The organism is Bradyrhizobium sp. 14AA (assembly GCF_054185205.1).
In genome coordinates this window covers 285,933-310,826 of record NZ_JAVAYM010000001.1, presented here as the reverse complement: position 1 = coordinate 310,826, position 24,894 = coordinate 285,933, and the positions used below count along the sequence as shown (strand labels likewise).

General features: G+C 64.5%; 26 protein-coding genes and 1 pseudogene. 12 read left to right on the top strand and 15 right to left on the bottom strand.

Features of this window, described 5'->3' with window-relative positions; translation table 11 throughout:
• The first annotated feature begins 111 nt into the window (after window positions 1–111).
• Window positions 112–717, top strand: a complete 606-nt coding sequence (locus tag RAD15_RS01320; protein WP_458173619.1) for an LOG family protein — start codon at window positions 112–114, stop codon at window positions 715–717.
• Here the strand turns inward: RAD15_RS01320 and RAD15_RS01315 are convergent, their stop codons facing one another.
• The 4 genes from RAD15_RS01315 to cysS form a co-directional block, all read right to left on the bottom strand.
• Window positions 718–1,095, bottom strand: coding sequence for a VOC family protein (locus RAD15_RS01315; protein ID WP_458173617.1), 378 nt, complete (start codon window positions 1,093–1,095; stop codon window positions 718–720).
• Window positions 1,096–1,236: 141 nt separating this feature from the next.
• Window positions 1,237–2,835, bottom strand: a complete 1,599-nt coding sequence (cimA, locus tag RAD15_RS01310) for a citramalate synthase (protein WP_458173615.1) — start codon at window positions 2,833–2,835, stop codon at window positions 1,237–1,239.
• The gene (locus RAD15_RS01305) at window positions 2,832–3,323 is read right to left on the bottom strand and encodes a GNAT family N-acetyltransferase (RefSeq protein WP_458173613.1); all 492 of its coding nucleotides are present in this window, start codon (window positions 3,321–3,323) and stop codon (window positions 2,832–2,834) included. Before RAD15_RS01305 ends, cimA begins: the two co-directional genes overlap by 4 nt.
• 115 nt (window positions 3,324–3,438) lie before the next feature.
• Window positions 3,439–4,821 carry a cysteine--tRNA ligase gene (cysS, locus tag RAD15_RS01300; RefSeq protein ID WP_458173611.1) on the bottom strand — a complete coding sequence of 461 codons (1,383 nt, stop codon included), beginning with the start codon at window positions 4,819–4,821 and terminating at the stop codon, window positions 3,439–3,441.
• Window positions 4,822–5,106: 285 nt separating this feature from the next.
• On the opposite strand from cysS, the gene RAD15_RS01295 reads away from it, so the two are divergent.
• Window positions 5,107–5,412, top strand: coding sequence for a hypothetical protein (locus tag RAD15_RS01295; protein WP_458173609.1), 306 nt, complete (start codon window positions 5,107–5,109; stop codon window positions 5,410–5,412).
• 129 nt (window positions 5,413–5,541) lie between these two features.
• Window positions 5,542–6,726, top strand: a complete 1,185-nt coding sequence (locus tag RAD15_RS01290; protein ID WP_458173607.1) for a DUF2865 domain-containing protein — start codon at window positions 5,542–5,544, stop codon at window positions 6,724–6,726.
• A 53-nt stretch (window positions 6,727–6,779) separates the two neighbouring features.
• Here RAD15_RS01290 and RAD15_RS01285 read toward each other — a convergent pair whose 3' ends face one another.
• Entirely contained in the window at window positions 6,780–7,688 is a 909-nt protein-coding gene (locus RAD15_RS01285) for a DUF2189 domain-containing protein (protein ID WP_458173605.1), read from the bottom strand.
• 533 nt (window positions 7,689–8,221) lie between these two features.
• Here RAD15_RS01285 and RAD15_RS01280 point away from each other — a divergent pair.
• From RAD15_RS01280 to RAD15_RS01260, 5 genes are all read left to right on the top strand, one after another.
• A complete protein-coding gene (locus RAD15_RS01280; RefSeq protein WP_458173603.1) occupies window positions 8,222–9,055 on the top strand; it encodes a cytochrome c oxidase subunit II in 834 nt (277 codons plus the stop codon).
• 79 nt (window positions 9,056–9,134) lie between these two features.
• Window positions 9,135–10,913, top strand: coding sequence for a cbb3-type cytochrome c oxidase subunit I (locus RAD15_RS01275; protein WP_458173601.1), 1,779 nt, complete (start codon window positions 9,135–9,137; stop codon window positions 10,911–10,913).
• Window positions 10,910–11,614, top strand: coding sequence for a cytochrome c oxidase subunit 3 (locus RAD15_RS01270; protein ID WP_458173599.1), 705 nt, complete (start codon window positions 10,910–10,912; stop codon window positions 11,612–11,614). Before RAD15_RS01275 ends, RAD15_RS01270 begins: the two co-directional genes overlap by 4 nt.
• Window positions 11,615–11,628: 14 nt before the next feature.
• On the top strand, window positions 11,629–12,351 hold the full coding sequence (locus RAD15_RS01265; RefSeq protein WP_458173597.1) for a heme-copper oxidase subunit III family protein: 723 nt from the start codon (window positions 11,629–11,631) through the stop codon (window positions 12,349–12,351).
• 9 nt (window positions 12,352–12,360) lie between these two features.
• Window positions 12,361–12,753 (top strand): cytochrome C oxidase subunit IV family protein, encoded by a 393-nt coding sequence (locus RAD15_RS01260; RefSeq protein ID WP_458173595.1) that lies wholly within the window; start codon window positions 12,361–12,363, stop codon window positions 12,751–12,753.
• Window positions 12,754–12,771: 18 nt separating this feature from the next.
• Here the strand turns inward: RAD15_RS01260 and RAD15_RS01255 are convergent, their stop codons facing one another.
• The 3 genes from RAD15_RS01255 to RAD15_RS01245 form a co-directional block, all read right to left on the bottom strand.
• The gene (locus tag RAD15_RS01255) at window positions 12,772–14,529 is read right to left on the bottom strand and encodes an NAD+ synthase (protein ID WP_458173593.1); all 1,758 of its coding nucleotides are present in this window, start codon (window positions 14,527–14,529) and stop codon (window positions 12,772–12,774) included.
• 97 nt (window positions 14,530–14,626) lie between these two features.
• Window positions 14,627–14,980 (bottom strand): diacylglycerol kinase, encoded by a 354-nt coding sequence (locus tag RAD15_RS01250; protein WP_458173591.1) that lies wholly within the window; start codon window positions 14,978–14,980, stop codon window positions 14,627–14,629.
• A gap of 4 nt (window positions 14,981–14,984) precedes the next feature.
• Entirely contained in the window at window positions 14,985–16,373 is a 1,389-nt protein-coding gene (locus RAD15_RS01245; protein WP_458173589.1) for a class II 3-deoxy-7-phosphoheptulonate synthase, read from the bottom strand.
• A 206-nt stretch (window positions 16,374–16,579) separates the two neighbouring features.
• Between RAD15_RS01245 and RAD15_RS01240 the strand changes: the two are divergent.
• Window positions 16,580–17,476: pseudogene (locus tag RAD15_RS01240) on the top strand (alpha/beta hydrolase family protein).
• 8 nt (window positions 17,477–17,484) lie between these two features.
• Here the strand turns inward: RAD15_RS01240 and RAD15_RS01235 are convergent.
• Together RAD15_RS01235 and RAD15_RS01230 are read right to left on the bottom strand one after the other, a co-directional pair.
• Window positions 17,485–17,748 (bottom strand): hypothetical protein, encoded by a 264-nt coding sequence (locus RAD15_RS01235; protein WP_458173587.1) that lies wholly within the window; start codon window positions 17,746–17,748, stop codon window positions 17,485–17,487.
• A gap of 183 nt (window positions 17,749–17,931) precedes the next feature.
• Complete coding sequence (locus RAD15_RS01230; RefSeq protein WP_458173585.1) at window positions 17,932–19,416, bottom strand: aldehyde dehydrogenase family protein; 1,485 nt, start codon at window positions 19,414–19,416, stop codon at window positions 17,932–17,934.
• 113 nt (window positions 19,417–19,529) lie between these two features.
• Here RAD15_RS01230 and RAD15_RS01225 point away from each other — a divergent pair, with 113 nt between their 5' ends.
• Window positions 19,530–20,612, top strand: coding sequence for a substrate-binding domain-containing protein (locus RAD15_RS01225; RefSeq protein ID WP_458173583.1), 1,083 nt, complete (start codon window positions 19,530–19,532; stop codon window positions 20,610–20,612).
• Window positions 20,613–20,684: 72 nt separating this feature from the next.
• Window positions 20,685–21,059: a winged helix-turn-helix domain-containing protein gene (locus RAD15_RS01220; RefSeq protein ID WP_458173581.1), complete on the top strand. Its 375-nt coding sequence runs from the start codon at window positions 20,685–20,687 to the stop codon at window positions 21,057–21,059.
• Window positions 21,060–21,065: 6 nt separating this feature from the next.
• Here the strand turns inward: RAD15_RS01220 and RAD15_RS01215 are convergent, their stop codons facing one another.
• Together RAD15_RS01215 and RAD15_RS01210 are read right to left on the bottom strand one after the other, a co-directional pair.
• Entirely contained in the window at window positions 21,066–21,443 is a 378-nt protein-coding gene (locus tag RAD15_RS01215; protein WP_458173579.1) for a hypothetical protein, read from the bottom strand.
• Between the two features lie 157 nt (window positions 21,444–21,600).
• Window positions 21,601–22,179: a hypothetical protein gene (locus tag RAD15_RS01210; protein ID WP_458173577.1), complete on the bottom strand. Its 579-nt coding sequence runs from the start codon at window positions 22,177–22,179 to the stop codon at window positions 21,601–21,603.
• Between the two features lie 157 nt (window positions 22,180–22,336).
• Between RAD15_RS01210 and RAD15_RS01205 the strand changes: the two genes are divergently transcribed.
• Window positions 22,337–23,317 (top strand): LysR family transcriptional regulator, encoded by a 981-nt coding sequence (locus RAD15_RS01205; RefSeq protein WP_458173575.1) that lies wholly within the window; start codon window positions 22,337–22,339, stop codon window positions 23,315–23,317.
• On the opposite strand, the gene RAD15_RS01200 is transcribed toward RAD15_RS01205, so the two are convergent.
• The 3 genes from RAD15_RS01200 to RAD15_RS01190 are packed head-to-tail and all read right to left on the bottom strand — an operon-like array spanning window position 23,280 to window position 24,893.
• Window positions 23,280–23,861, bottom strand: coding sequence for a TIGR00645 family protein (locus tag RAD15_RS01200; protein ID WP_458173573.1), 582 nt, complete (start codon window positions 23,859–23,861; stop codon window positions 23,280–23,282). The two genes, RAD15_RS01205 and RAD15_RS01200, sit on opposite strands and share 38 nt — an antisense overlap.
• 34 nt (window positions 23,862–23,895) lie before the next feature.
• Complete coding sequence (locus RAD15_RS01195; protein ID WP_458173571.1) at window positions 23,896–24,534, bottom strand: TerC family protein; 639 nt, start codon at window positions 24,532–24,534, stop codon at window positions 23,896–23,898.
• Complete coding sequence (locus tag RAD15_RS01190; RefSeq protein WP_458173569.1) at window positions 24,531–24,893, bottom strand: hypothetical protein; 363 nt, start codon at window positions 24,891–24,893, stop codon at window positions 24,531–24,533. Before RAD15_RS01190 ends, RAD15_RS01195 begins: the two co-directional genes overlap by 4 nt.
• Window position 24,894: the final 1 nt, after the last annotated feature.

Genomic DNA, 24,894 nt, shown 5'->3' with positions numbered 1-24,894 from the left:
CGCCAGATGGCGAATCTTCGATTGTTTGTCGCCATTTACCGGTAGATTTCCGGGTGGTCCGAATCACCGATTGGACTTGACGCCCCTTCGCTGCAATGCATCATGGCACCAATGAGCACGATCAAAACCGTCTGTGTCTATTGCGGCTCCGGCCCCGGAACCAATCCCCACTTCACCGAAGGCGCCAAGGCGTTCGGCAAGGCGCTCGCCGAGAACAACATCCGCCTGGTCTATGGCGGCGGTTCGCTCGGCCTGATGGGCTCGGTCGCGACCTCCGTGCTGGATCACGGCGGCATCGTCACCGGCATCATTCCCGAATTCCTGCGGAAGCGGGAGAATGCGTTGACCCGCGTGCAGGAGATGATCGTCACCCCCGACATGCACGAGCGCAAGCGGCTGATGTTCGAGCGCTCCGACGCCTTCGTGGCGCTGCCGGGCGGCGTCGGCACGCTGGAGGAGCTGGTCGAGCAGATGACCTGGAAGCAGCTCGGCCGTCACGCCAAGCCGGTGCTGCTCGCCAATATCGATAATTTCTGGGAGCCGCTGTTCTCGCTCTTGTCGCACATGCGCCAGACCGAGTTCATCCGTGCCGGACTTTCGATCGACATCCTCAAGGCCGATCGCGTCGAGGAGATCCTGCCGAAGCTGAAGGCGGCTGCGGCCCAGATCGCCGAGGCGGAAAAGCAGCTCGCCCCGGAAGTCGCGCGCAAGCTCTAGTCACTCCGCCGGAAACGTCACCGCCTCGATCCGGTTACCATCAGGGTCGGTGACGAACGCCGCATAATAGCGCACGCGGTCGTGCGGCCGGATTCCCGGCGCACCGTCGGATGCGCCGCCGGCAGACAGCGCGGCGGCATGAAACGCATCGACCTCACTCGTTGTTTTCGCCCGCAGGCAGATGTGCACGCCGCTCGAAGGCGCCACGCGCGGCATGGCTTCGCGCAGATTGATCCAGAATTCCGGATAGGCCTTGCCGAAGCCGACCGTCCGCGGCCGCGTGACGAGGCGCGCGAGCCCGAGGGCCGCAAGCGTTGCCTCGTAGAATCTTGCGGCACGATCGAGATCGCTGACGCCGACGGAGATGTGGTCGATCATGCCCTGCCCCTCTCCTCACTCTCCGCGGTCATCGCCCGGCTTGACCGGGCGATCCAGTATTCCGAGACGCCCGAGAGCTACTGAGAAGCCGCGGCGTACTGGATACCCCGCTTTCGCGGGGTATGACAGCCGTTGCGGGTCCTACGCCGGCGCCCCCGACTTCACGAGCTTGTAGATCACCGAATCCATCAGCGCCTGGAACGAGGCGTCAATGATGTTGGGGGAGACGCCGACCGTGGTCCAGCTGTCGCCGTTCTCGTCCTCGCTCTCGATCAGCACGCGCGTGACCGCGCCGGTGCCGCCGTTGAGGATACGCACGCGGTAATCGATCAGCGTCAAGCCCTCGATGTATTTCTGGTACTTGCCGAGGTCCTTGCGGAGCGCAACGTCGAGCGCGTTGACGGGACCGTTGCCTTCGGCGGCCGAGATCAGATGCTCGCCGGCGACGTCGACCTTGACCACGGCCAAAGCGACCGTGACGCGCTCACCGAGCGCGTTGTAGCGCTGCTCGACATTGACGTCGAACTGCTCGACCTCGAAATAATGCGGCACCTTGCCGAGCGTGCGGCGCGCCAAAAGCTCGAACGAGGCGTTGGCGGATTCATAAGCGTAGCCGGCGGCTTCGCGCTCCTTCAATTCCTCGACGAGGCGCGTCAGCTTGGGATCGCTCTTCTCATAGGCGATACCGGCGCGATCGAGTTCGGCGATGACGTTCGAGCGTCCGGCCTGGTCGGACACCAGCACCTTGCGGTGATTGCCGACCAACTCCGGCAACACATGCTCATAGGTCTGCGGATCCTTCAGCACGGCGGAGGCATGAATGCCGGTCTTGGTGACGAAGGCGCTCTCACCGACATAGGCCGCATGCCGGTTCGGCACGCGGTTGAGCATATCGTCGAGCGTGCGCGAGACTTTGACCAGCGTCGCCAGCTTCTCGGACGTGACGCCGATCTCGAAGGCGTCGGCAAAGTCCTTCTTCAATTTCAGCGTCGGGATCAGCGAGCAGAGATTGGCGTTGCCGCAGCGCTCGCCGAGACCGTTCAGCGTGCCCTGAATCTGCCGCGCCCCGGCGCGCACCGCGGCAAGCGAATTCGCCACGGCCTGTTCGGTGTCGTTATGGGCGTGGATGCCGACGTGATCGCCGGGGATGTGCTTCGTCACCTCGGTGACGATGGCTTCGACCTCATCAGGCATGGTGCCGCCATTGGTGTCGCACAGCACCACCCAGCGCGCGCCGGCCTCGAAGGCGGCCTTGGCGCAGGCGAGCGCGAACGCCGCGTCCTCCTTGTAGCCGTCGAAGAAATGCTCGCAGTCGAGCATGACCTCGCGGCCGGCGGCCTTTGCGGCGGCGACGCTGTCGCGGATCGAGGCGAGGTTTTCCTCCTTCGTCGTCTCCAGCGCGACGCGCACCTGATAGGCGGATGATTTCGCCACGAAGCAGATCGCATCCGCCTTGGCCTCCAGGAGGCCGGCAACGCCGGGATCGTTGGAGACCGAGCGCCCTGCCCGGCGCGTCATGCCGAAGGCGGTGAAGCGCGCATGGCTGAGCTTCGGCCTGGTGCCGAAGAACTCGGTGTCGGTCGGATTGGCGCCGGGATAGCCCCCCTCGACATAGTCGATGCCGAGGTCATCGAGCATCGCCGCGATGATTTGCTTGTCGGCCAGCGTGAAGTCGACACCGTTGGTCTGCGCGCCGTCGCGCAGCGTGGTGTCGAACAGATAAAGGCGCTCCTTGCTCATGGCGCTGCTCCGAGCGTCTTCTTCATGGTGGTGTTGGCGAGCCACTCGTCGTTCATGGTGACGCTGTTGCGCTGCTGGGCGGTGTAGCCTCGCTTGGCGAAGAAGCCCTGCGCGGTGTCGCTGGCGTCGACCGAGAGGCTGGTCGCGCCGCGGCCGCCGGCGAGCTTCTCCAGCGCATCGACCAGCAGGGTCGCGATGCCCTGCCGGCTGACCGCCGGATGCACATAGAGCATGCGGATGTGATCGGTGCCGCGCAGCGAAGCAAAACCAACCGGCGAGCCGTCGAGCGTCGCGATCAGCGTCAGGTCGGCCGCGAGCCGCTTGCCGAACTCCTCGTCCTCGGCCGCCCCCATCCAGGCCTGCTGCTGCGCTTCGCTATAATCGTCGCCGGTCAGCTCCTCGATGCTGGCGGTGAAGATCGCCGCAAGTACCGGCACGTCATCGGGCAGGAAGGGCCGCAAACCGGGCTTTGGCAAAGTCTGTCCCATCGTCTTCACCACATCCCATAGAGTTTCAGCACGATCGCCACCGCTGCGCCGAGCAGCAGGACCTTCAGCGCGATGTAATAGAGCCAGTGCCGCGGAAATGGCGTGTCGGGCCGCTTCATCGCGCGATCTCCCAAGTGGTCCCTTCCTTGGAATCCTTGATCGCAACCCCCATCGCGGCGAGCAGATCGCGGATCCGGTCGGACTCCGCGAAGTCCTTGCGGCCACGGGCGGCCGTCCGCTCCGAGATCAGGCGTTCGACCTCCCCGGCATCGACTCCGCTCGCCTGCTGCTTGCGCCCTTCCCACTGCGCGGCACTCTCTGAGAGGAAGCCGAGCAGCCGCAATGAGCCCGCGAGCGCGGTCACATCGCTATTGCGCAGGCCATGCAGCGCCGCGATTGCCAGCGGCGTGTTGAGGTCGTCGAGCAGCGGCTCGACCACGGAGGCCGCCGGCTGGCCGGAGGCAACGTCGGCCGCGACGCGATACCAGTCGTCGAGCGTCTTGGCGCTCTCCTCCAGCGACTTCATGGTCCAGTCGATCGGCGAGCGGTAATGCGTCTTCAGCATGTTCAGGCGCAACACCTCGCCCGGCCAATCCGCGAGCAGCTCATGGATGGTGATGAAGTTGCCGAGCGACTTCGACATCTTCTCGCTCTCGACCTGAAGGAAGCCGTTGTGCATCCAGTAATTCGCCATGCGCTCACGGTGGAAGGCGCAGCAGGTCTGCGCGACTTCGTTCTCGTGATGCGGAAACACGAGATCGATGCCGCCGCCATGGATGTCGAAATGCTCGCCGAGATGCTTCCAGGCCATGGCCGAGCACTCGATGTGCCAGCCCGGACGCCCCTGCGCGGTGATGCCGGCCGGCGACGGCCATGACGGCTCGCCGGGCTTCGACGGCTTCCACAGCACGAAGTCGGTGTTGCCCTTCTTGTAGGGGGCGACATCGACGCGGGCGCCGGCGACCATCTCGTCCAGCGAGCGATTGGACAGCGCGCCATAGCGCGGCAGGGAGGAGTTGGCCGCGTTCATCGCCTGCGGCGAGAACAGCACGTGATCCTCGGCGACATAGGCAAAGCCGCCGGCAACGAGCTTCTCGATGATCTCGCGCATTTCGGCGATATGCTCGGTCGCGCGCGGCTCGACGCTCGGCCGAAGTGCACCCAGCGCATCGACGTCGGCGTGAAACTGCTTGCCGGTCTGCTCGGTGACCTCACGGATCGCCTCGTTCAGCGGCAGGCCGGGAAAGTCGCGCGCGGCGCGGTCGTTGATCTTGTCGTCGACGTCGGTGATGTTGCGGACATATTTGACGTGCGCCTCGCCGTAAGTGTGGCGCAGCAGCCGAAACAGCACGTCGAACACGATCACCGGCCGCGCATTGCCGATATGGGCAAAGTCATAGACGGTCGGCCCGCAGACATACATGCGGACGTCCTTCGCATCGATCGGTACGAAGGTGCGCTTTTCCCGGCTCAGCGTATCGTAGAGGCGTAATTCCATATGGATACCCGTCGGCTGTTGGCCGGGCGTCCAGTGCTCTCAATGTGTTTGAGAAAAGACGGCTCCAGCCAGCGAATCGCTAGCTCGTAATCTCGCAAATGATGCAAATGGCGAGGAGACCGTTCATGCGCGAACATATGGGCTATGAGGCGGCCCCGCGTCAAGAGAGCCGCGAAAATGCCGTCTTGTCTCCGCAATGCGCAGGCGCCCGTCTTGATGGTTCATCATCCTTAACCTTTTGAGTTTATTCGGAACCCGGCGGTCCCCCCAGCCCCCGGTGCACCCATGCGATCCCTGTTCGCGCTCGTCTCCTGTGCCTCCATCGTCGCGGCATCCAGCGCTTTCGCCGAGACCCGCGTCTTCATCATCGCCAACCAGGCCGACGGCTACGGCGTCGACCAGTGCCTGGCCAGGGGCGACAAATGCGGGGCGCAGGTCGCGCGGACCTACTGCCAGTCACGCGATTTTGCCCAGGCTTCGGCCTACCGGCGGGTCGATCCCGACGAAATTACCGGCTCTGTCCCCAAAACCGGCGCAAACTGCTCCCATGGCCATTGCGACGAATATGTCGCAATCACCTGCCAGCGCTGAATTCCCTCGGAGCTGGCGGACCTTAGGACCAGTCTTCGGCCCCTGAAACGACGTGACGATGCCGCAGGAAGCGGCTATTGGAGGGCGCGCTTCGGCCCCCAGATCACGCTGGGCCGTGACCTCGCTAGAATGGCGGATATGCCTGAATTTTTGTCTCTCTCCCGTGCCCGCTCGCTCCTTGCCTGCACCGTGCTCCTGAGCACGGTCGTGCTCGCCAATGGCGCTCTCGCGCAGGCCGGCCCGCCGCCTCAGCCCGGCCAGAACGGACTTGGACCCAATCCGATGTGCGCGCGGCTGGAAGGCCAGCTTGCCGCGCTCGATCGTGGCGGCGGCGGCGGTGACCCCGCGCGCGAAGACCAGATCCGCCGTTACCAGGATTCCCAGGCCAAGCAGCAGGCCGAGCTCGACCGCGTCACCATGCAGGCCAAGCGCATGGGCTGCGATTCCTCCGGCTTCTTCTCGCTGTTCAACGGCCAGTCGGCACAATGCGGTCCGGTCAACACCCAGATCCAGCAGATGCGCGCCAATCTGGACCAGATCACCGGCAATCTCGAGCGCCTGCGCGGCGGCTCGGGCGGCTTCAGCCCGGAGCGCGACAATCAGCGCCGCTCGGTGCTGTCGGCGCTCGCCCAGAACAATTGCGGCCCGCAATATGCCAACGCCGCGCAGTCACAGGGCGGCGGCAACTTCCTGAGCAATCTATTCGGCGGCGGCAACAACCCCAACAATCCGCAAAGCTTGCCGCCCTCCGATCTCGGCCCGCAATCCGGCACCTACCGCACCGTGTGCGTGCGCACCTGCGACGGCGCGTACTTCCCGGTCTCGTTTGCGACCGTGCCGGCGCGCTTTCCCGACGACGAGAAGACCTGCAAGGCGCTGTGCCCGGCCGCCGAAGCCGTGCTCTACACCCATCGCAATCCCGGCGAGGACATGAACTCCGCGGTCTCCACCAGCGGCCAGCCCTACACGGCGCTGCCGACCGCGTTCAAATTCCGCAGCGAGTTCAACCCGTCCTGCTCCTGCAAGGCCGCGGGCCAGACCTGGGCCGACGCGCTGAAATCGGCCGACGACAAGGCGGCGGCTGAGCAGCAGGGCGACATCATCGTCACCGAGGAGAGCGCCAAGAAGATGCAGCAGCAGCGGCTCAACAAGGGCACGCCTGCCGCGACGACCAAGAAGGGTGCAGCGTCCGCACCGACGACGGCCACCGCACCGCCTGCGACGCCGCCGGCGGATGCATCCCCCACGACCTCGTCAGAGAACAAGCCGATCCGCTCGGTCGGCCCGAGCTTCCTGCCGCAGCAGCAGAAGTAGGCCCTAACCGTCACGCCTCGCGAAGACGGTCGCAAGGCGCGGCCGTTTCACTGTTACTGCTCGCCCTCACGACTCCAGGGGAAGAGATTGGCCGGAAAGTCCGCTGCGTAGCGCTTTCCCTTCGGGGGCGGCGGCGGCTCGTCCGGTGGATTCGGATTGGGCTCGACCACCCGCCGATAGAGGTGCCAGGTGGCATGGCCAAGCACCGGCAGAACGACAGCGAGACCGACAAAGAGCGGTACCGAGCCGATCACGAGCAGCGCCGCCACGATGAGGCCCCATCCGGCCATCGCAACCGGATTCGCCGCCACCGCTCGGAGCGAGGTGCGGATCGCGTCGATCGCAGTCGCATGCCGGTCGAGCATCAACGGAAACGACACGACGCTGACGCACAAAGCCACAACCGCAAACAGGAAGCCGACACCGCAACCGACGATGATGAGCGACCAGCCTTCCGGCGTCGTCAGCACGCGCGTTGCGAAGTCGGGAATGCTTGCGGCCGCCGCATGACCGAAGATTGAGACATAGATTGCGTTCGCGACACCGATCCAAGCCCCGAACAGGACCAGCAGGAGCACGCCGAGTTCTACCATGGCGCCGAACGACGGTGCGCGCAGCACCTTGACCGCATCCCATGCATCGACCTCCTCGCCGCGCTCGCGCCGACGGCTGAGTTCGTAGAGACCGATCGCGGCAAACGGGCCGATCAAGGCAAAGCCGGCGGCCAGTGGAAACAGTAGCGGCAGCACCGAGTAGCCGAGAACCATCCTGAACAGGACGAGACCGAGAACGGGATAAATCACGCACACGACGATCGCGTGACTCGGCATCGCCTGGAAATCCTCCCAACCCAGGCGCAAGGCCTCGGTCAGGTCGGACAGGCCGATCTTGCGAATGGGATAGGAGGCCGCTTCGCCGAATACGTGCCGCCTGATGAGGCCGTGGGAGTACAGAGTGGCCATGAACGGACCCTCCCGTGCTGAAAATCGCGGTTTCGATAACACGCGCTTTCCAGCCACGCGTGTCCGCCTGACGAGCAGGAAACGCGATGGGTCGAGTACGGCAACCCAGGTTCAACGAACGAGCCTGGCCGGACGGAACCCGTCGCGACCTGCCTCGCAAAGTCTAGCGCTTGCGGCGCAAGGCTGCACTCACGGTTGGGTGAATTGTGCACCAGCACGGATTTGTGCGTTGCATCACCCAGACCCCAACATCCGCACCTGATGCTTTGTCGGCCTACCAGCACGTCAATCACGCCACGTCGGGGCACCTACATTGCTCTATTGACGCCGGATTGGGCTGGTATCATTTTAGACGCAGACGCCCTTAGAGTTGATGGTCGCGAACATTCTCTTGATTTCGCGGCCAGTGGAATGGGCGAGGCAACAGGCCGGCGATGGCATAAGTGCCAACCGAGAAAGGCCAGCCATCGCGACAGACATGAGCTCCGCCCTGGATTCGTATCCGTAGCCTTCGATGGCAAGGATGGATCAGGATGGCTGTCGCACTGATACTGCTTCTGGTCGCGATCGGCTCGGTGCTGTTTCACCTCTACAGCCCGTGGTGGTGGACGCCGATCGCCACGAACTGGGCCTATATCGATCACACCATCAGCATCACGTTCTGGATCACGGGTTTTGTTTTCGTCGCGGTGATCGCCTTCATGGCCTATTGCGTCTTCCGCTTTCATCACAAGGAGGGAAGACGGGCTGACTACAATCCTGAAAACAAAAAGCTCGAATGGTGGCTGAGCGTCGGGACCGGCATCGGCGTCGCCGCCATGCTCGCGCCTGGCCTCGTGGTCTGGCACCAGTTCGTGACGGTGCCTGCGGATGCCACCGAGGTCGAGGTCATGGGCCAGCAATGGCAATGGAGCTTCCGCCTTCCGGGCAAGGACGGGCGGCTCGGCACATCCGATGTCCGCAACATCGCTTCCGACAATCCGATGGGGCTCAATCGCGACGATCTACACGCGCAGGACGACGTCGTGATCGAGAACGGCGACCTGCACCTTCAGCTGGGAAAGCCGGTCAAGGTTCTCCTCCGCTCGGTTGATGTCCTGCACGATTTCTACGTGCCCGAATTCCGGGCCAAGATGGACATGGTTCCGGGCATGGTGACTTATTTCTGGATCACGCCGATCCGAACCGGAACGTTCGACGTTCTCTGTGCGGAGCTTTGTGGCGCGGCTCATTATCAGATGCGGGCCAAGGTCATCATCGACGAAGAGCGTGAATATCACGCTTGGCTGGAGCAACAGAAAACGTTTGCAGAATTGTCGCCGGCAAACACCGTCGTGAAGGCGACATATCAATCCGGCGGCAAGTAGCAAGGCGCCGCCGCGAAGATGGATCGGGTGCGCGAGGCCAACTCGTCGCCCCCGATGGAAACGACCGAGGAGGTTTTCTATGGTCGATATTCCATATGAAGGGATCGCTGGCACGCCGCCTGCCGAAGTACCTGATGTCGAGCTCTATCATCCGAGGAGCTGGTGGACACGGTATGTCTTCTCGCAGGACGCCAAGGTGATCGCCATTCAGTACTCGCTGACGGCCTCGGCCATCGGGCTGGTGGCCCTGGTGCTGTCGTGGCTGATGCGACTGCAACTGGGATTCCCCGGCACCTTCTCCTTCATCGACGCCAACCAGTACCTCCAATTCATCACCATGCACGGCATGATCATGGTGATCTACCTGCTCACCGCATTGTTCCTGGGCGGCTTCGGCAACTACCTGATCCCGCTGATGGTCGGCGCCCGGGACATGGTCTTCCCTTATGTGAACATGCTGAGCTACTGGGTCTACCTGCTCGCAGTCCTGGTGCTGGCCTCGACATTCTTCGTGCCCGGAGGCCCCACCGGCGCCGGCTGGACGCTGTACCCGCCGCAAGCGATCCTCTCCGGAACGCCCGGGCAGGATTGGGGCATCATTCTCATGATGTCGTCCCTGATCCTGTTCATCATCGGCTTCACCATGGGCGGGCTGAATTACGTGGTCACGGTGCTCCAGGCGCGCACCCGCGGCATGACGTTGATGCGCCTGCCCCTGACGGTGTGGGGCATTTTCACGGCGACCGTCATGGCGCTCCTCGCATTCCCTGCACTCTTCGTTGCCTCGGTCATGCTGCTGCTCGACCGTCTGCTGGGAACCAGCTTCTTCATGCCCTCCCTCGTCGAGATGGGCCAGCTGTCGAAATATGGCGGCGGCAGCCCGCTGCTGTTCCAGCACCTGTTCTGGTTCTTCGGCCACCCCGAGGTCTACATCGTCGCCCTGCCCGCCTTCGGCATCGTCTCCGATCTGATCAGCACGCATGCGCGCAAGAACATCTTCGGTTACCGCATGATGGTCTGGGCGATCGTGGGCATCGGCGCGCTCAGCTTCGTCGTATGGGCACACCACATGTATGTGAGCGGCATGTTCCCGCAATTCGGGTACTTCTTCGCCACCACGACGCTCATCATCGCCATCCCCACCGCGATCAAGGTCTACAACTGGGTGCTGACCCTGTGGCGCGGCGACATTCATCTCAGGGTGCCGATGCTGTTCGCCCTCGGCTTCATCATCACCTTCGTGAACGGCGGGCTCACCGGCCTCTTCCTCGGCAACGTCGTCGTGGACGTGCCCCTCTCGGATACCATGTTCGTGGTCGCGCATTTCCACATGGTGATGGGCGTGGCGCCGATCATGGTCGTGCTCGGCGCTATCTATCATTGGTACCCCAAGGTCACGGGGCGGATGCTGAACGACGTCCTGGGCAAGTTTCACTTCTGGGTCACCTTCCTCGGCGCCTACCTGATCTTCTTCCCCATGCACTATCTTGGACTGCTCGGGGTTCCGCGCCGGTATTTCGAACTCGGAGATACGTCGTTCATCCCGTCCTCAGCCCACTCACTGAACGCCTTCATCTCCGTGGTGGCCTTGACCGTCGGCTTCAGCCAGATGGTGTTCCTGTTCAATCTTGCCTGGAGCCTGTTCAAAGGTGAGGCCTCAGGCGGCAATCCGTGGCAGGCGACGACGCTGGAGTGGCAGACGCCGGAGACGCCCCCCGGGCACGGCAACTGGGGCAAGGAGCTCCCGGTCGTGTACCGCTGGGCCTACGACTACAGCGTACCCGGCGCCGCCGAGGACTTCATCCCGCAGAACCAGCCGCCGGGCGCGACGCACCTCGTTCAGGGAGCTGCTTCGTGAGCGCCGTCATCCTGTTCCTGGCTGTGCTTGCGGTGATCGCCGGGTGGTGGCTGTCGCAGCAGCGGCTGACGGCCAAGCCCTGGCTGGAGGAAGGTCCGATCGGTGACTTCCCCGGCGGCGATGCCATGACCTGGCCGGCAGCGAAGGTTGGACTTGGCGTGTTTCTCGCCGTCGCGAGCACACTATTCGTCCTCTTCATCAGCGCCTACTCGATGCGCATGGACGTGGCGGACTGGCGGGCGCTGCCCGTGCCGCGGCTGCTGTGGTTCAACACGGGCGTCCTGGTCCTGAGCAGCGTCGCGCTGCAATGGTCCTACGTGGCCGCGCGCCGAGACGACGCTGAAGGCGTCATGATCGGCCTGCTCGCGGGCGGCGCGGCTGCCGTGATCTTCCTCGGCGGACAGCTCCTGGCCTGGCAACAGCTCGGCGCGGCCGGATATTTCGTGGCGTCCAATCCGGCGAACTCCTTCTTCTACCTGTTGACCGCAGTGCACGGGCTGCATCTGACGGGCGGTCTGGTGGCGCTTGGCAGAACCTCGACCAAGATGTGGCGCGGCGCCGCGATCGCCGACATGCGCTTGAGCGTGGAGCTGTGCGCCATCTATTGGCACTTCCTGCTGCTGGTCTGGCTTGTGCTGCTCGGGCTTCTCACGGGCTGGACCGACGATTTCGTCAACATCTGTCGCCGATTGCTGAGCTAGGGAGGCGAGACCAGATGGCAGAGACCATGCTGACAAATCCAGGCCATTCGACTGCGCGGCTTGAAGGCTGGCGCGGCATCGCCGCCGACTGGGCGTCCGATCAGCGCGCCTTCAAGAACGTGTCCTGGGGCAAGGCCATGATGTGGATCTTCCTCCTCAGCGACACCTTCATCTTCAGCTGCTTCCTGCTCTCCTACATGACGGCGCGCATGTCGACGACCGTGCCGTGGCCCAATCCCAGCGAAGTCTTCGCCCTCAACATCGCCGGCAAGCACATTCCGCTGATCCTGATCGCCATCATGACCTTTATCCTGATCAGCAGCAGCGGGACGATGGCGATGGCCGTCAATTTCGGCTACCGCCGCGATCGCGTCAGAACCGCAGCCTTGATGCTGGCCACGGCGGCGTTCGGCGCAACCTTCGTCGGCATGCAGGCCTTCGAATGGACCAAGCTGATCATGGAGGGCGTCCGACCCTGGGGCAATCCGTGGGGCGCACCGCAGTTCGGCGCGAGCTTCTTCATGATCACCGGCTTCCACGGCACCCACGTGACGATCGGCGTGATCTTCCTGATCGCCATTGCGCGGAAGGTCTTGCGCGGCGACTTCGACGTCGAGAGGCGCGGCTTCTTCACGAGCCGCAAGGGGTATTACGAGATCGTCGAGATCATGGGCCTGTACTGGCACTTCGTCGATCTCGTGTGGGTATTCATCTTTGCGTTCTTCTATCTTTGGTGAGGTCGGCGCATGACAAACACGGCGATACACATGGAAGGACAGCTCCACGCTCCGGCGCATGGCGCAGTCGCAACGGGAGCCGTTCACGCCACCGGTCAACAGCACCCGATCAGGCTCTACCTCGTGGTCTGGGGCTGGTTGTTCGTCCTCAGCACGTGCTCCTACCTCGTCGACTATTTTGGCCTGCATGGATATCTGAGGTGGTCGCTGATCCTGCTGTTCATGGTGTTGAAGGCCGGCCTGATCGTCGCCGTCTTCATGCACATGGCCTGGGAGCGACTGGCCTTGGCCTATGCCATCCTGCTGCCGCCGATCGCGGTGTTGGTCTTTGTGTCGATCATGGTGCTCGAATCCGAATACACCCACTTGCTTCGGGTGCTGTTCTTCGCAACCCCGTCGTAGCGCCGCCAGTCTCTGACCTCACCCCTCGAACGCGTCGATTGACGCCCTGCTCCCGCGCGAGACCAGCGTTTCGTCAGGCGCCGGCAGCGGCTCGCCCTTGTCGCGAAAGCGGTTGGTGATGGGATAGCGGCGGTCGCGGCCGAAATTCCTGGGTGTCACCTTCACGCCGGGCGCGGCCTGGCGGCGCTTGTATTCGGCGACGTTGAGCAGATGGTCGATGCGGGTGACGATCTCGCGGTCGAAGCCGGCGGCGATGATCTGATCGAGCGGCTCTTCGCGCTCGACAAGACGTTCCAGGATCGCATCGAGCACGTCGTAGGGCGGCAGCGAGTCCTGATCGGTCTGGTTCTCGCGCAGCTCCGCCGTCGGCGGGCGCGTGATGATGTCGGGCGGGATCACCTCGCCCGCCGGCCCGAGCGCGCTATCGGGCTTCCAGCCGTTACGCAAGCTTGCCAGCCGAAACACCTGCGTCTTGTAGATGTCCTTGATCGGGTTGAAGCCGCCGTTCATGTCGCCATAGAGCGTGGCGTAGCCGACCGACATTTCCGACTTGTTGCCTGTCGTCACCACCATCAGCCCGGTCTTGTTGGAGATCGCCATCAAGAGCGTGCCGCGGGTGCGGGCCTGGAGATTCTCCTCGGTGATATCGGGCGGTAGGTTCTTGAAGATGCCGGACAGGATGGTCTCGAAGCCGGCCACGGCCTCCGCGATCGGCAGCACCTCGTAGCGGATGCCGAGATGCCCGGCGAGCTCGCCGGCATCCGCGATCGAGTGTGCCGCAGTGTAGCGGTAAGGCAGCATCACGCCATGCACCTGATCGACACCGAGCGCATCGACCGCGATCGCCGCGCACAGCGCAGAGTCGATGCCGCCGGAAATGCCGAGCAGCACGCCGGGAAAGCCGTTCTTGGCGACGTAGTCGCGCAGGCCCAGCACGCAGGCGGCATAGTCGGCCTTGTCGCCCTCGAGCTGCTCCGCGATCGGACCATTGCAGCGCCAGTCGTCGCCGTTGCGCGTGAAGCGCAGCGTGGTGACGTTCTCCTCGAACGCCGGCAATTGCACCGCGAGCGAGAGATCGCCGTTGAGCGCGAACGACGCCCCGTCGAATACCAGTTCGTCCTGGCCGCAAGTTTGGTTGAGATAGACCAGCGGCAACCCGGTCTCGGTCACGCGAGCCACGGCGACGGACAGGCGCACGTCGCTCTTGTCGCGGGCGTAGGGCGAGCCGTTCGGCACCAGGATGATCTCGGCGCCGGTCTCGGCCAGCGTCTCGACCACATTCTCGTAGTCCTCGGATTCTTCGAGCCAGATGTCCTCGCAGATCGGCACGCCGATGCGCACGCCGCGCACGGTCACGGGGCCCGCGGCAGGCCCGCGCGAAAACAGCCGCTTCTCGTCGAACACGCCGTAATTCGGCAGATTGCATTTGAAGCGCAAGCCGGCGATGCGGCCGCCGTCGAGCAGCGCGCAGGCATTGTAGAGCCTACCCTCCTCGACCCAGGGCGTGCCGACCAGCATTGCCGGGCCGCCATCGGCGGTCTCGCGGGCGAGGCTCTCGATCGCCGTGCGGCAGGCGGCCTGGAACGCCGGCTTCTGCACCAGGTCTTCCGGCGGATAGCCGGCGATGAACAATTCCGGAAACAGCACGAGATCGGCGCCGTCGGCGGCAGCCTGCGCACGTGCGGCACGCGCTTTCGCGGCATTGCCCTCGATGTCGCCCATGGTCGGATTGAGCTGGGCGAGCGTGACCGCGAATGCATTGAGACGTTCGGTCATGGCCGCCGCGCTCCGATCGTGCCTAAAGCATGATCCGGAAAAGTGCGAAGCGGTTTTCCGGATCATGCGTATACAACAACCTAAAGCGCGATGCGCTTTAGAGGAACCCCAATCGCTCGATGACGGCGATGATCCAGAACGCGCCGGCCATCAGCAGCGCGACACCGACCGCGGCCGAGCCCGTGTCCTTGACCCGCCCGATCTGCTTGTCATGATCCATGGTCAGGCGATCGGCGAGCTTCTCGATCGCGGTGTTGAGCAGTTCGACCGTCAGCACGAACGCAACCGAACAGACCAGCTCGACGGCGCGCATCGCGGTCGCACCGATGAACCATGCCAGCGGCAGCGACAGCAGGAGCGCAAGAATCTCCTCGCGGACGGCCTGCTCCGAGCGGAATGCAAAGGCCAGACCGTTACGGGAATTGATCGTGGCCTTCCAGATCCGCAGCAAGGTTTTACAGCCCCGCTGCGGCCGGCATCGGCTTGACCTTGCCGGCGCGCTCCTGCTTGAGGAGCTCCGCGATCAGGAAAGCCATGTCGATGGATTGCTCGGCATTGAGGCGGGGATCGCAGACCGTGTGGTAACGATCGTTCAGATCCTCGTCCGTGATCGCGCGCGCACCGCCGATACACTCGGTGACGTCCTGGCCGGTCATCTCCAGGTGCACGCCGCCGGCATGGGTGCCTTCCGCCGCGTGGATCGTGAAGAACGACTTCACCTCGGACAGGACACGGTCAAAGGGGCGCGTCTTGTAGCCCGACGTCGAGGTGATGGTGTTGCCGTGCATGGGATCGCAGGACCAGACCACGACCTTGCCCTCGCGCTTCACGGCGCGGATCATGTTCGGCAGATGCTCGCCGACCTTGTCCGAGCCGAAACGGCCGATCAGCGTCAACCGGCCCGGCTCGTTGTCGGGGTTGAGCACGTCGATCAGCTTCAACAGCTCGTCGGGCTTGAGCGACGGGCCGCACTTCAGCCCGATCGGATTCTTGATGCCGCGGAAATATTCGATATGGCCATGATCGAGCTGGCGGGTGCGGTCGCCGATCCAGATCATGTGGCCTGACGTCGCGTACCAGTCGCCCGTCGTCGAATCGACGCGGGTCATGGCCTGCTCGTAACCGAGCAGCAGTGCCTCGTGGCTGGTGTAGAAATCGGTGGCGCGCAGCTCGGGATGGGCTTCGAGATCGAGGCCGCAGGCGCGCATGAAGTTGAGCGCGTCCGAGATGCGGTCGGCCAGTTCCTTGTAGCGGCGGGACTGCGGTGAATCCTTGAGGAAGCCGAGCATCCACTGATGCACGCTGCCGAGATTGGCGTAGCCGCCGGTGGCGAAGGCGCGCAGCAGGTTCAGCGTCGCCGCCGACTGGCGATAGGCCATCAGCTGGCGCTGCGGATCGGGCACGCGCGCTTCCCTGGTGAAGGCGATGTCGTTGACGATGTCGCCGCGATAGCTCGGCAGCTCGACGCCATCCACCTTTTCGGTCGACGATGAGCGCGGCTTTGCGAATTGGCCGGCGATGCGACCGACCTTCACCACGGGCACCGCGCCCGCATAAGTCAACACCACCGCCATCTGCAGCAGCACGCGGAAGAAGTCGCGGATGTTGTTGGCGCCGTGCTCGGCAAAGCTCTCGGCGCAGTCACCGCCCTGCAACAGGAAGGCCTCGCCGGCCGCAACGCGGGCCAGCGCCTTCTTCAGATTGCGCGCCTCGCCCGCGAACACCAGCGGCGGAAAGGTCGCAAGCTGCGCCTCGACGTCGGCCAGGGCCTTGGCGTCGGGATAATCGGGCACCTGTAGCACCGGCTTGCTGCGCCAGGACTCGGGCGTCCATCGCTCGGACATCGCAATCTCTCCGTGAAGCAAAAAGCACAACCTGATCTGTGGGTTGCGAGGGCCGCCTTATACACAGGCTCGCTCCCGGCCGCCAGTTGTAAATCCAGTCGGCACGACAAACCCTTGCGGCGAAAGCCAAATTCGCTTTTGCTGGGAAACGGCAAGGAAACTGGCAAGGAAACCGGCAAGGAAACCGGCGGGGACACCTTCTGCCCATGGACGCGGCACTGGACGACGTTTTCATCGACGAGATCAGCTTCCCCGCAACCGACGGGTATGGGCTGGCCGGCACCCTGTTCCTGCCGCGCGGCACCTAGCACCAAGCCGTCCTGATCAACTCGGCGACCGCGGTTCCGCGCAAGATCTATCGGGGCTTTGCCTCCTACCTCGCCCATCGCGGCTGCGCGGTGATGACTTACGACTATCGCGGCATCGGCGACTCCCGGCTGCCGGCGATGGTCGGCTACAACCAGCCGAAATCGCTGGTCGGCTTCAAGGCCTCGATGTCGGATTGGGCCGCGCTCGATGTCACCGCCGCGGTGCGCTGGATGCGCGAGCGCTACAATACCCTGCCGCTTGCCTATGTTGGCCACTCCTTCGGCGGCCAGGCGCTCGGGCTGATCGCCAACAACAGCGAAATTTCCCGCGCCGCCTTCGTGGCCTCGCAGGCCGCGACCTGGCGGCTGATGACGTCGCCGGAAAAATACCGCGTCTTCGCCTTCATGAATTTTGTCGGCGTGCCGCTCGCCCACGCGCTCGGCTATGCGCCGGGCTGGGCCGGCATCGGCGAGGACCTGCCCAAGGGCGTCTTCCTGCAATGGGCGGATTGGGTGTCCAGCCCGCGCTACCTCTTCGATTCAAAACTGCCAGCGCTGGAGAATTTTGCCAAGTTCAAGGGCGAGCTGCGCGCGCTGTGCTTCTCCGATGATCCCTGGGCGACGCGGCCCGCGGTCGAGCTGCTCACCGGCGGATTCACCGCGATCAAGCCCGAGGTACTGACAGTGAAACCGTCAGACGTCGGCGCCAAGGGAATAGGCCATTTCGGCTTCTTCCGCCCCGAGCACCGCGACACGCTCTGGCGCGGCGTCGCCGAATGGGTCCAGGGGGAGTGAGCCCAGCGTCAGCGGATGATCGTCGTCAGCGACGAGTAGCGCCTGTTCGGCTTGGCTTCGCTTGCAGAGAACTGCGCGAAGGCGTCGCTGACGCGGACCGCCGGCGGCGTATCGCCGGCGAAGCGGAATTCCTTCGGCTTCGGCGCATAGAAGCTGGCGTGGTAATAAGCGTCGTCGAAGCGGGCTTCGCCGACGCCGAACAATGCGTCGCAGACGAACAGGAGTGCATAGACTCCCGCGACTGCTGCGACGATCTCCCTGAGAATTAACATGATGATGCCCTGCCCTTTGCCGGCAGGATGCAGCCTGGTTCCAAAGCTCTGGTTTAAGGCGCCGCGCTTCTTGTCCGCACGGTTTGCCACCGCTGAGCGGATTGCAGACAATTTTATCGATCTCGAAAAAAGAGCCCGCCTGACCGTGCCAGGCGGGCCCAGGATTGGCCGATCGGGAGGTACTCAGACGGCCAGGTTCATCCACACGGCCTTGGGCTCGGTGAAATTGTCGAGTGCGGCGCTGCCGTGCTCGCGGCCAAGGCCGGAGTCGCGTTCGCCGCCCCAGGGCAGACGCACGTCGGTATAGCCATAGGTGTTCATCCAGACCGTGCCGGCGCGTGCCCGCTTGGCGAAGCGCTGCAGCTTGCCGATGTCGCGGCTCCAGACACCGGCGGCGAGGCTGTAGGCGGTGCCGTTGGCGATCCGCAAGGCGTCGGCCTCGTCCTTGAACTTGATGACGCTGACGACGGGGCCAAAGATCTCCTCCTGCGAGATCCGCATCTCGTGGGCGACATCTGCGAATACGGTCGGGCTGATGAAATAGCCGCGCTCGCCGACACGCATCCCGCCGGTGACGAGCCTCGCCCCCTCCTTCCGGCCGATATCGACATAGTCGAGGATCGACTTCATCTGCTTCTCGGAGATGACGGGGCCAAGCGCGGTCTTGCGGTCGAGCGGATCGCCGATCCTGATCGACTTCGCGCGCGCAGCCAGACGTTCGACAACTTCGTCATAGGCGTTCTCCTGCACCAGCACGCGGGAGCCGGCCGAGCAGACCTGGCCCGCGTTGAAGAAGATGCCGGAGGCCGCAGCCTTGCTGGCTGCTTCAAGATCGGCATCATCGAAAATCACGTTGGCTGACTTGCCGCCGAGCTCGAGCGAGACGCGCTTGAAATTGCTGGCCGCGCCCTTCATGATTCCGCGCCCCACCCCGGGCGAGCCGGTGAAGGTGACCTTGTCGACATCGGGGTGATTGACCAGCGCGTCGCCGACGACGCGGCCGGGGCCGGTCACGACGTTGAAGACGCCTGCGGGGAGGCCCGCTTCGAGCGCGAGCTCGGCGATGCGCAGCGCCGACAGCGAGGTCAGCTCGGCCGGCTTCATCACGATGGTGCAGCCGCAGGCCAGCGCCGGCGCGAGCTTCCACATGCCGATCATCAACGGGAAATTCCACGGCACGATCGCCGCGACCACGCCGACCGGCTCGCGCATCGTGTACGTCAGCGCATCGTCGCGCACCGGCACGACGTCGCCGCTGATCTTGTCGGCCCAGCCGGCGTAGTAGATCAGCGTGTCGACGGCGGCCGGAAAGTCCTGGCGCATCGTCGCGGAGATCGGCTTGCCGGCATCGATCGACTCGAGCTCGATGATCTCGTCTGCGTGCTGTTTCAGCAGGTCCGCCCAGCGCAGCAGGATCTGGCCGCGCTCGGAGGCGCGCATCGTGCGCCACGGACCTTCGAACGCCCGGCGCGCGGCTGCCACGGCGTGCTCGACATCGGCCTCGCCGCCCTCGGCGACGATGGCGATGACCTGCCCGGTGGCGGGATTGAGGGACTTGAAGGTCCGGCCGGAGCTTGCGGGAACGCGGCGGCCGTCGATCAGCAGATGCTGCGGCCGGGCCATGAATTCGGTCGCCGGCGAATGCGCAAAGTCATATGCAACAGACATCATATTTCCTCCTGTTCTGGTATGCCAGACTAGGCACCTATTGGCTGGAGTAAATATGATATGGTTTGCAAATGGACGCCCCACATATGAAGCGTAGTTCATAAGGAAAACCCATGCTTCAGATCGAGATCGAGGCCGTCTGGCGGTTTCGCCACGAAGGCAGCCCGCGCACCGCGGTCATCATGCTCGGCGTGCTCAACGAGATCAGGAAGACCGGGAAGATCACCAGCGCGGCCAGCGATGCGCACCTCTCCTACCGCCACGTCTGGAATCTGATCGAGCAATGGTCGGAGTTCTTCGGCACGCCGCTCGTCGAGACCCAGCGCGGCAAGGGCTCAAAGCTCACACCGTTCGGGGAACGCTTGGTGTGGGCCGGCGAGCGCATGCAGGCGCGGCTCGGACCGCAGCTCGAAAACCTGGCGCAGGAGCTGGCGAGCGAGATCAAGCCGTTCCTCGAACAGCGCCCCTCCGTGATCCGCGTCCATGCGAGCCACGGCTTTGCGGTGGCGAAGCTGCGCGAATTCCTCGACCGCGAGCCCGGCATCGGCGTCGATCTGCGCTATGTCAGCAACCAGCATTCGCTGGTCTCGCTGGCGCAGGGCGCCTGCGATCTCTCCGGCCTGCATCTGCCGCACGGCGCACTGCGCGCCCAGGGCATCAAGGCGGCGCGCGAATGGCTCGATCCGCGCGAGGATCGCATCATCAGCTTCGTGACACGCGAGATGGGCTTGATGGTCGCGCGCGGCAATCCGCTGCGCATTGCTTCGCTGAACGATCTCACCCGACCAAACGTCCGCTTCGTCAACCGCGACCATGATTCCGGCACGCGCCTCTTGTTCGACCAATTGCTCGCCGCAAACGGCATCGACGAGAGCAGCATCAACGGCGCGCAGCAGATCGAGTTCACCCACGCCGCGGTGGCCGCCTATGTCGCGAGCGGCATGGCGGACGCGAGCTTCGGCGTCGAGGCCGCCGCGCGGCATTTCGGCCTCGATTTCATCCGCATCCTCACCGAGGATTATTTCTTCGTCTGCAAGCGCGCCTTTCTCGATACCGCCCCGATGCAGCGCATCCTCGAGATCATCCGCAGCGCCGATTTCCGCGCCGCCGTCGCCACCCTGCCCGGCTATGTGCCGTCTGACACCGGCACGGTCACCGGCGTGAAGGCGTTTCTGGAGATGCACGCTGTGCGGTGATGGCGCGCGCTCATCTTGTCCGCGACGGGCAAGAGTGGCAATCTTGTCAAGCAAAGTACAAGAGACCCCGCCATGTCGCGCGCGAGCGCCAAGCCGCTTCCCCAATTGAGCCTTCGCATCGACCTCGACGGCGAGGATCGGATCGGGCCCGGCAAGATCGAGCTTCTGGAGCAGATCCGCGAGCACGGCTCGATCTCCGCGGCCGGCCGAGCCATGGACATGTCCTACAAGCGCGCCTGGGATCTCGTCGACGAGATCAAGCGCATCTGCGGACATCCCGTCGTGGAGCCGCAGGCCGGCGGCAAGGGCGGCGGCGGCGCGATGCTGACGCCGTTCGGCGAAAAACTCGTCGCGCGCTACCGCAAGATCGAGCGCGACGCCGCGCGCGCCGTGCACAAGGAGCTGGAAGCGCTGAGGAGCGATATCTCCCGTTCGCGTAAGTCGTGACAGCCGCTAGTTCGGCCGCACCGATATGTCCGGCGTCGGCTGGGTCAGCGCTTCGCCCAGCAGGCTCTGCTCGTCCCGCGGGATCGAGAAGCGCACCTTGAAGCCGTCCTCGGTCTGCAGCGTGATGATGCGCTGGGATGTATCGGTCGACTGCTCGATCGCCCAGGACGCCAGCGGATAGGCGTAGCGCAGGCTCTGGTCGCCGTAGCGGGCCTTCAGCGCCGTCTCGAGCAACCCCGGCAGCGTCATGATCAGCGCGCCGACCTGGTTGAGCGAAACGCTGACCGCCGCCGGATTGCCCGTCACATCCTCGAAACCCAGCGAGATCGCGCCGCCGTCGGATGCCACCTCGCAGGTCGTGAGCTGCCTCACCTTGATTTCCATCGTCAATCCAAGAGCGCACTTCGCTATATCCATCAAGATATATCGATATGTCCGCCCGCGTCCAGCCTGCTGCTTCTGGAATTGGTCGAATCAGCCGCCACGATCGACCGGCGGAAGCGTGAAGCCTGCACCGCTCCCTTCTGCAAGGGAGCGCAGATCAGATCACCGGCTCGTCCTTCAGCGCCGACACCACCTGCTCGCCCTGCGCGGTCAGGCGATAGGTCACCAGCGGACGGCTCGACGGCGGCTTGCGATCGAGTTCGACGATGTAGCCGCGCACCATCAGAGCTTCGAAGCTGCCGTAATAGCCGAACATGCTGATCTGGTTCTGCCTGAGCAGCTTGAACTCGCGCAAAAGGCGGATCTCGTTGCCGGAGAGCAGCGACCGGCGCACGCGCTGAACGAACTTCGCACGCTGGTCGAACCAGGCCTGATCGGGCAGCTCGTGCGTGACCGGGGCCGGGTCACGTTCGCAGGGACGCGCCTCTGCGACGACATCGACAGAAATCGGAGGCAGGCACGGCATGCTGCTGACGACCACGTCCCTGGCGACATCGAGCAGTGCGATCGGCCAGCGCCGCTTGTTGTCCACCATGACCGGCGGCGGCACGACATTGTCGCGCACCAATTGCTCGAAGCGGCCGGCGGTCACGCCGACATAGGCCGCCGCGCGGCGGCGATCGACCAGACCGGCGTCCGGCCCGTGGTCCAGCTCGCAAGCGATGTTCTCGTTCACCCCGAAATCCCCTGGCGCGTCGTTGCGCGAGGCCGGGCGGTCCCCGGGACCGGCCGCGCCGGCGGCGAACCTAGGTGGGAGCAGCGCTCTCGAAAAGCAGAGATTTTCGCACATGTTGCTGCCGTTTCGGCAACGGCTATAGTGCGCCGGGGGTCCCATGCGCTTTCACTCACCGGCCATCCAGTATTTCCACGCCGTCCGCCGTACCGGCTCGATCCGGGCTGCGGCGCGCGTCCTGAACGTCGCCTCGTCCGCGGTCAGCCGCCAAATTCTCAAGCTTGAACAAGAAGTTGGATCGCCGTTGTTCGAGCGCAATGCGCGCGGCCTGACGCTGACCACGGTCGGCGAGATGCTGGCCCGGCATGTCATGAACGTGCTCCAGGACCTCGACCGCTTCCGCTCCGACGTCGCGTCACTCTCCGGCGCCTGGCACGGCACCGTCAGCATCGCCTGCATCGAGTCGCTCACGGAATCGGTGCTGCCGGACCTGATCGCCGCGCATCGCGGCCGGGCCCGGCGCGTCAGCTTCACCACCGAGGTGAAGGGATCCTCGGACGTGCTGGAGGCGCTGAGCCGCGGCGAGGCCGATATCGGCATCGCCATGGCGCTGCGGCATCCGCCGGACCTGCGCCAGGTCGCCTTGAAGCGTTTTCGCCTCGGTGCGGTCGTCGCGCGCGAGCATCCGCTGGCGCGACGCAAGACGGTCACGCTGGCGCAATGCCTCGCCTTCCCCGTCATCCACGCGCTGCCGGAGCTGTCGATCTATCATCTGCTCCAGCCGCTGATCGCGCAGCTCCCGGAGACGCCGGAGCCTGCGATCCAGGCCAATTCGATCGACCTGATGCGCGAGCTCGCCGCGCGCGGCGTCGGCGTCGCCTTCCAGACCCAGCTCGGCATCAACAGGCTGTCGCGCGACAGCCAGCTCGTCTTCCTGCCGCTCGACAATGCCGCCCGGTATGGTCCGACCTCGGCATCTATGTTCGCGCCGAGCGCACCCTGCCCGCTTACACGGATTCCTTCCTTCAGGAGCTGGTGCGCGAGCTCGGCGAACGCGAGCGGCGCGAGAACGCGGCCTATCCGCAGGTCGTCTGAGCCAAGGCTCAGTGATTGGCCCCCTTGCGGTGGCCGCTCTCGCTGAGACGGTCGACCCAGGCGATGCCGATCGCCGAGATGATGAAGGTCAGATGGATCAGCACCTGCCACATCACCCCGCTCTCGGTGAAATTGCTGCGCGTGGTGCCGAGATTGCCGGCCTCGATGAAGGTCCTGAGCAGCGAGATCGAGGAGATGCCGATGATCGCCATCGCCAGCTTGATCTTGAGCACGCTGGCATTGACGTGGCTCAGCCATTCCGGCTCGTCGGGATGGCCGTTCAGGTTCAGCCGGGACACGAAGGTCTCGTAGCCGCCGACGATCACCATCACCAGCAGGTTCGAGATCATGACGACGTCGATCAGCCCGAGCACGACCAGCATGATCTGCTGCTCGCTGGCGTCGAACGAGTGCACGACCAGGTGCCAGAGCTCCTTGAGGAACAGCAGCACATAGACGCCCTGCGCGATGATCAGTCCGACATAGAGCGGCACCTGCAGCCAGCGCGAGCCGAAGATCAGCTGGGCGAACGGACCGATCTGCGGTCGCGGCACGGCGTGCGCCGAAGGTGCTTTGCGTTCAGACGTCATGGATCACTCCGGATTGCGGACAGGAAGCATCGCCTCAGAGACTTGCGATGACCGGCGCGAGCTCGAGCGAGCCGCGATAGATCATCTCGAAGGCGACGTAAATGATGATGGCGAGACCGACATAGGCGATCCAGCGCTGCTTCTGCAACACGCGGCCGAGCAGGTCGGCGGCCACGCCCATCATCGCGACCGACAGCAAGAGGCCGAAGGCGAGGATGTAGGGATGCTCGCGCGCAGCGCCCGCGACCGCGAGCACGTTGTCGAGCGACATTGAGACGTCGGCCGCGACGATCTGCAACGCCGCCTGCCCGAAGGTCTTGCGCGGCGCCGCCTCAGGGCTTGCGCCGCCGGCGTGGCCGAACGCCAGCTCGCGCGAATGCGCCGCCTGCTCGCGCAGCTCGCGCCACATCTTCCAGCAGACCCACAGCAGCAGCACGCCGCCGGCGAGCAACAGGCCGATCACTTGCAGGAGCTGGGTCGCGACACCGGCAAAGACGATGCGCAGCGCAGTGGCGGCGGCGATGCCGACGATGATGGCACGCCGACGCTGCCCGGCCGGCAGACCCGCGGCGGCCAGTCCGATGACGACGGCATTGTCGCCGGCGAGCACGAGGTCGATCAGGACGACCTGAACCAGCGCGCTCAGCGCGTCTGCGGTGATGAACTCAATCATGATCGATCATTTTTCGATGCGGACGGATCGAGCCATTGCGGCTTCTTCCGCTCGATCCAGTCGAAGACTTTTGAACGGGAGGAACGCAGCGCGGGCACGTCCTCGGCGAGCAATGCCAGGCCCAGCGGCAGCATCCAGATGCCGAGCACCGGCAGGAAGGAGAACACGCCGCCGACGACGAGCAGCGCGCCGGAGGGAATCCTGACCCAGCGGCTGGACGGCTTCAGCAGATAGGTAACGGTGTCGCCCATGCGCGGTGGCAGGCGATGGACGAGCTTGTCGAGGCGCGGGTCCCCGCCGGCCATCTGGCCGGCACCACCCTCGGCTCCTGTCGTACGCTCGTCCGATGTTGCGCTCATG

Excerpts from the sequence above, each read along its gene's own strand:
- RAD15_RS01215 (WP_458173579.1), bottom strand. The coding sequence starts at position 21,443 with ATGGAAATCAAGGTGAGGCAGCTCACGACCTGCGAGGTGGCATCCGAC.
- RAD15_RS01195 (WP_458173571.1), bottom strand. The coding sequence starts at position 24,534 with ATGATTGAGTTCATCACCGCAGACGCGCTGAGCGCGCTGGTTCAGGTC.
- RAD15_RS01255 (WP_458173593.1), bottom strand. The coding sequence starts at position 14,529 with ATGACCGAACGTCTCAATGCATTCGCGGTCACGCTCGCCCAGCTCAAT.
- RAD15_RS01190 (WP_458173569.1), bottom strand. The coding sequence starts at position 24,893 with ATGAGCGCAACATCGGACGAGCGTACGACAGGAGCCGAGGGTGGTGCC.
- RAD15_RS01220 (WP_458173581.1), top strand. The coding sequence starts at position 20,685 with ATGTCGCGCGCGAGCGCCAAGCCGCTTCCCCAATTGAGCCTTCGCATC.
- RAD15_RS01265 (WP_458173597.1), top strand. The coding sequence starts at position 11,629 with ATGGCAGAGACCATGCTGACAAATCCAGGCCATTCGACTGCGCGGCTT.
- RAD15_RS01295 (WP_458173609.1), top strand. The coding sequence starts at position 5,107 with ATGCGATCCCTGTTCGCGCTCGTCTCCTGTGCCTCCATCGTCGCGGCA.
- RAD15_RS01225 (WP_458173583.1), top strand. The coding sequence starts at position 19,530 with ATGCTTCAGATCGAGATCGAGGCCGTCTGGCGGTTTCGCCACGAAGGC.
- RAD15_RS01245 (WP_458173589.1), bottom strand. The coding sequence starts at position 16,373 with ATGTCCGAGCGATGGACGCCCGAGTCCTGGCGCAGCAAGCCGGTGCTA.
- RAD15_RS01235 (WP_458173587.1), bottom strand. The coding sequence starts at position 17,748 with ATGTTAATTCTCAGGGAGATCGTCGCAGCAGTCGCGGGAGTCTATGCA.
- RAD15_RS01315 (WP_458173617.1), bottom strand. The coding sequence starts at position 1,095 with ATGATCGACCACATCTCCGTCGGCGTCAGCGATCTCGATCGTGCCGCA.
- RAD15_RS01205 (WP_458173575.1), top strand. The coding sequence starts at position 22,337 with ATGCGCTTTCACTCACCGGCCATCCAGTATTTCCACGCCGTCCGCCGT.
- cimA (WP_458173615.1), bottom strand. The coding sequence starts at position 2,835 with ATGAGCAAGGAGCGCCTTTATCTGTTCGACACCACGCTGCGCGACGGC.
- RAD15_RS01200 (WP_458173573.1), bottom strand. The coding sequence starts at position 23,861 with ATGACGTCTGAACGCAAAGCACCTTCGGCGCACGCCGTGCCGCGACCG.
- RAD15_RS01290 (WP_458173607.1), top strand. The coding sequence starts at position 5,542 with ATGGCGGATATGCCTGAATTTTTGTCTCTCTCCCGTGCCCGCTCGCTC.
- RAD15_RS01280 (WP_458173603.1), top strand. The coding sequence starts at position 8,222 with ATGGCTGTCGCACTGATACTGCTTCTGGTCGCGATCGGCTCGGTGCTG.
- cysS (WP_458173611.1), bottom strand. The coding sequence starts at position 4,821 with ATGGAATTACGCCTCTACGATACGCTGAGCCGGGAAAAGCGCACCTTC.
- RAD15_RS01275 (WP_458173601.1), top strand. The coding sequence starts at position 9,135 with ATGGTCGATATTCCATATGAAGGGATCGCTGGCACGCCGCCTGCCGAA.
- RAD15_RS01320 (WP_458173619.1), top strand. The coding sequence starts at position 112 with ATGAGCACGATCAAAACCGTCTGTGTCTATTGCGGCTCCGGCCCCGGA.
- RAD15_RS01305 (WP_458173613.1), bottom strand. The coding sequence starts at position 3,323 with ATGGGACAGACTTTGCCAAAGCCCGGTTTGCGGCCCTTCCTGCCCGAT.
- RAD15_RS01285 (WP_458173605.1), bottom strand. The coding sequence starts at position 7,688 with ATGGCCACTCTGTACTCCCACGGCCTCATCAGGCGGCACGTATTCGGC.
- RAD15_RS01230 (WP_458173585.1), bottom strand. The coding sequence starts at position 19,416 with ATGTCTGTTGCATATGACTTTGCGCATTCGCCGGCGACCGAATTCATG.
- RAD15_RS01260 (WP_458173595.1), top strand. The coding sequence starts at position 12,361 with ATGACAAACACGGCGATACACATGGAAGGACAGCTCCACGCTCCGGCG.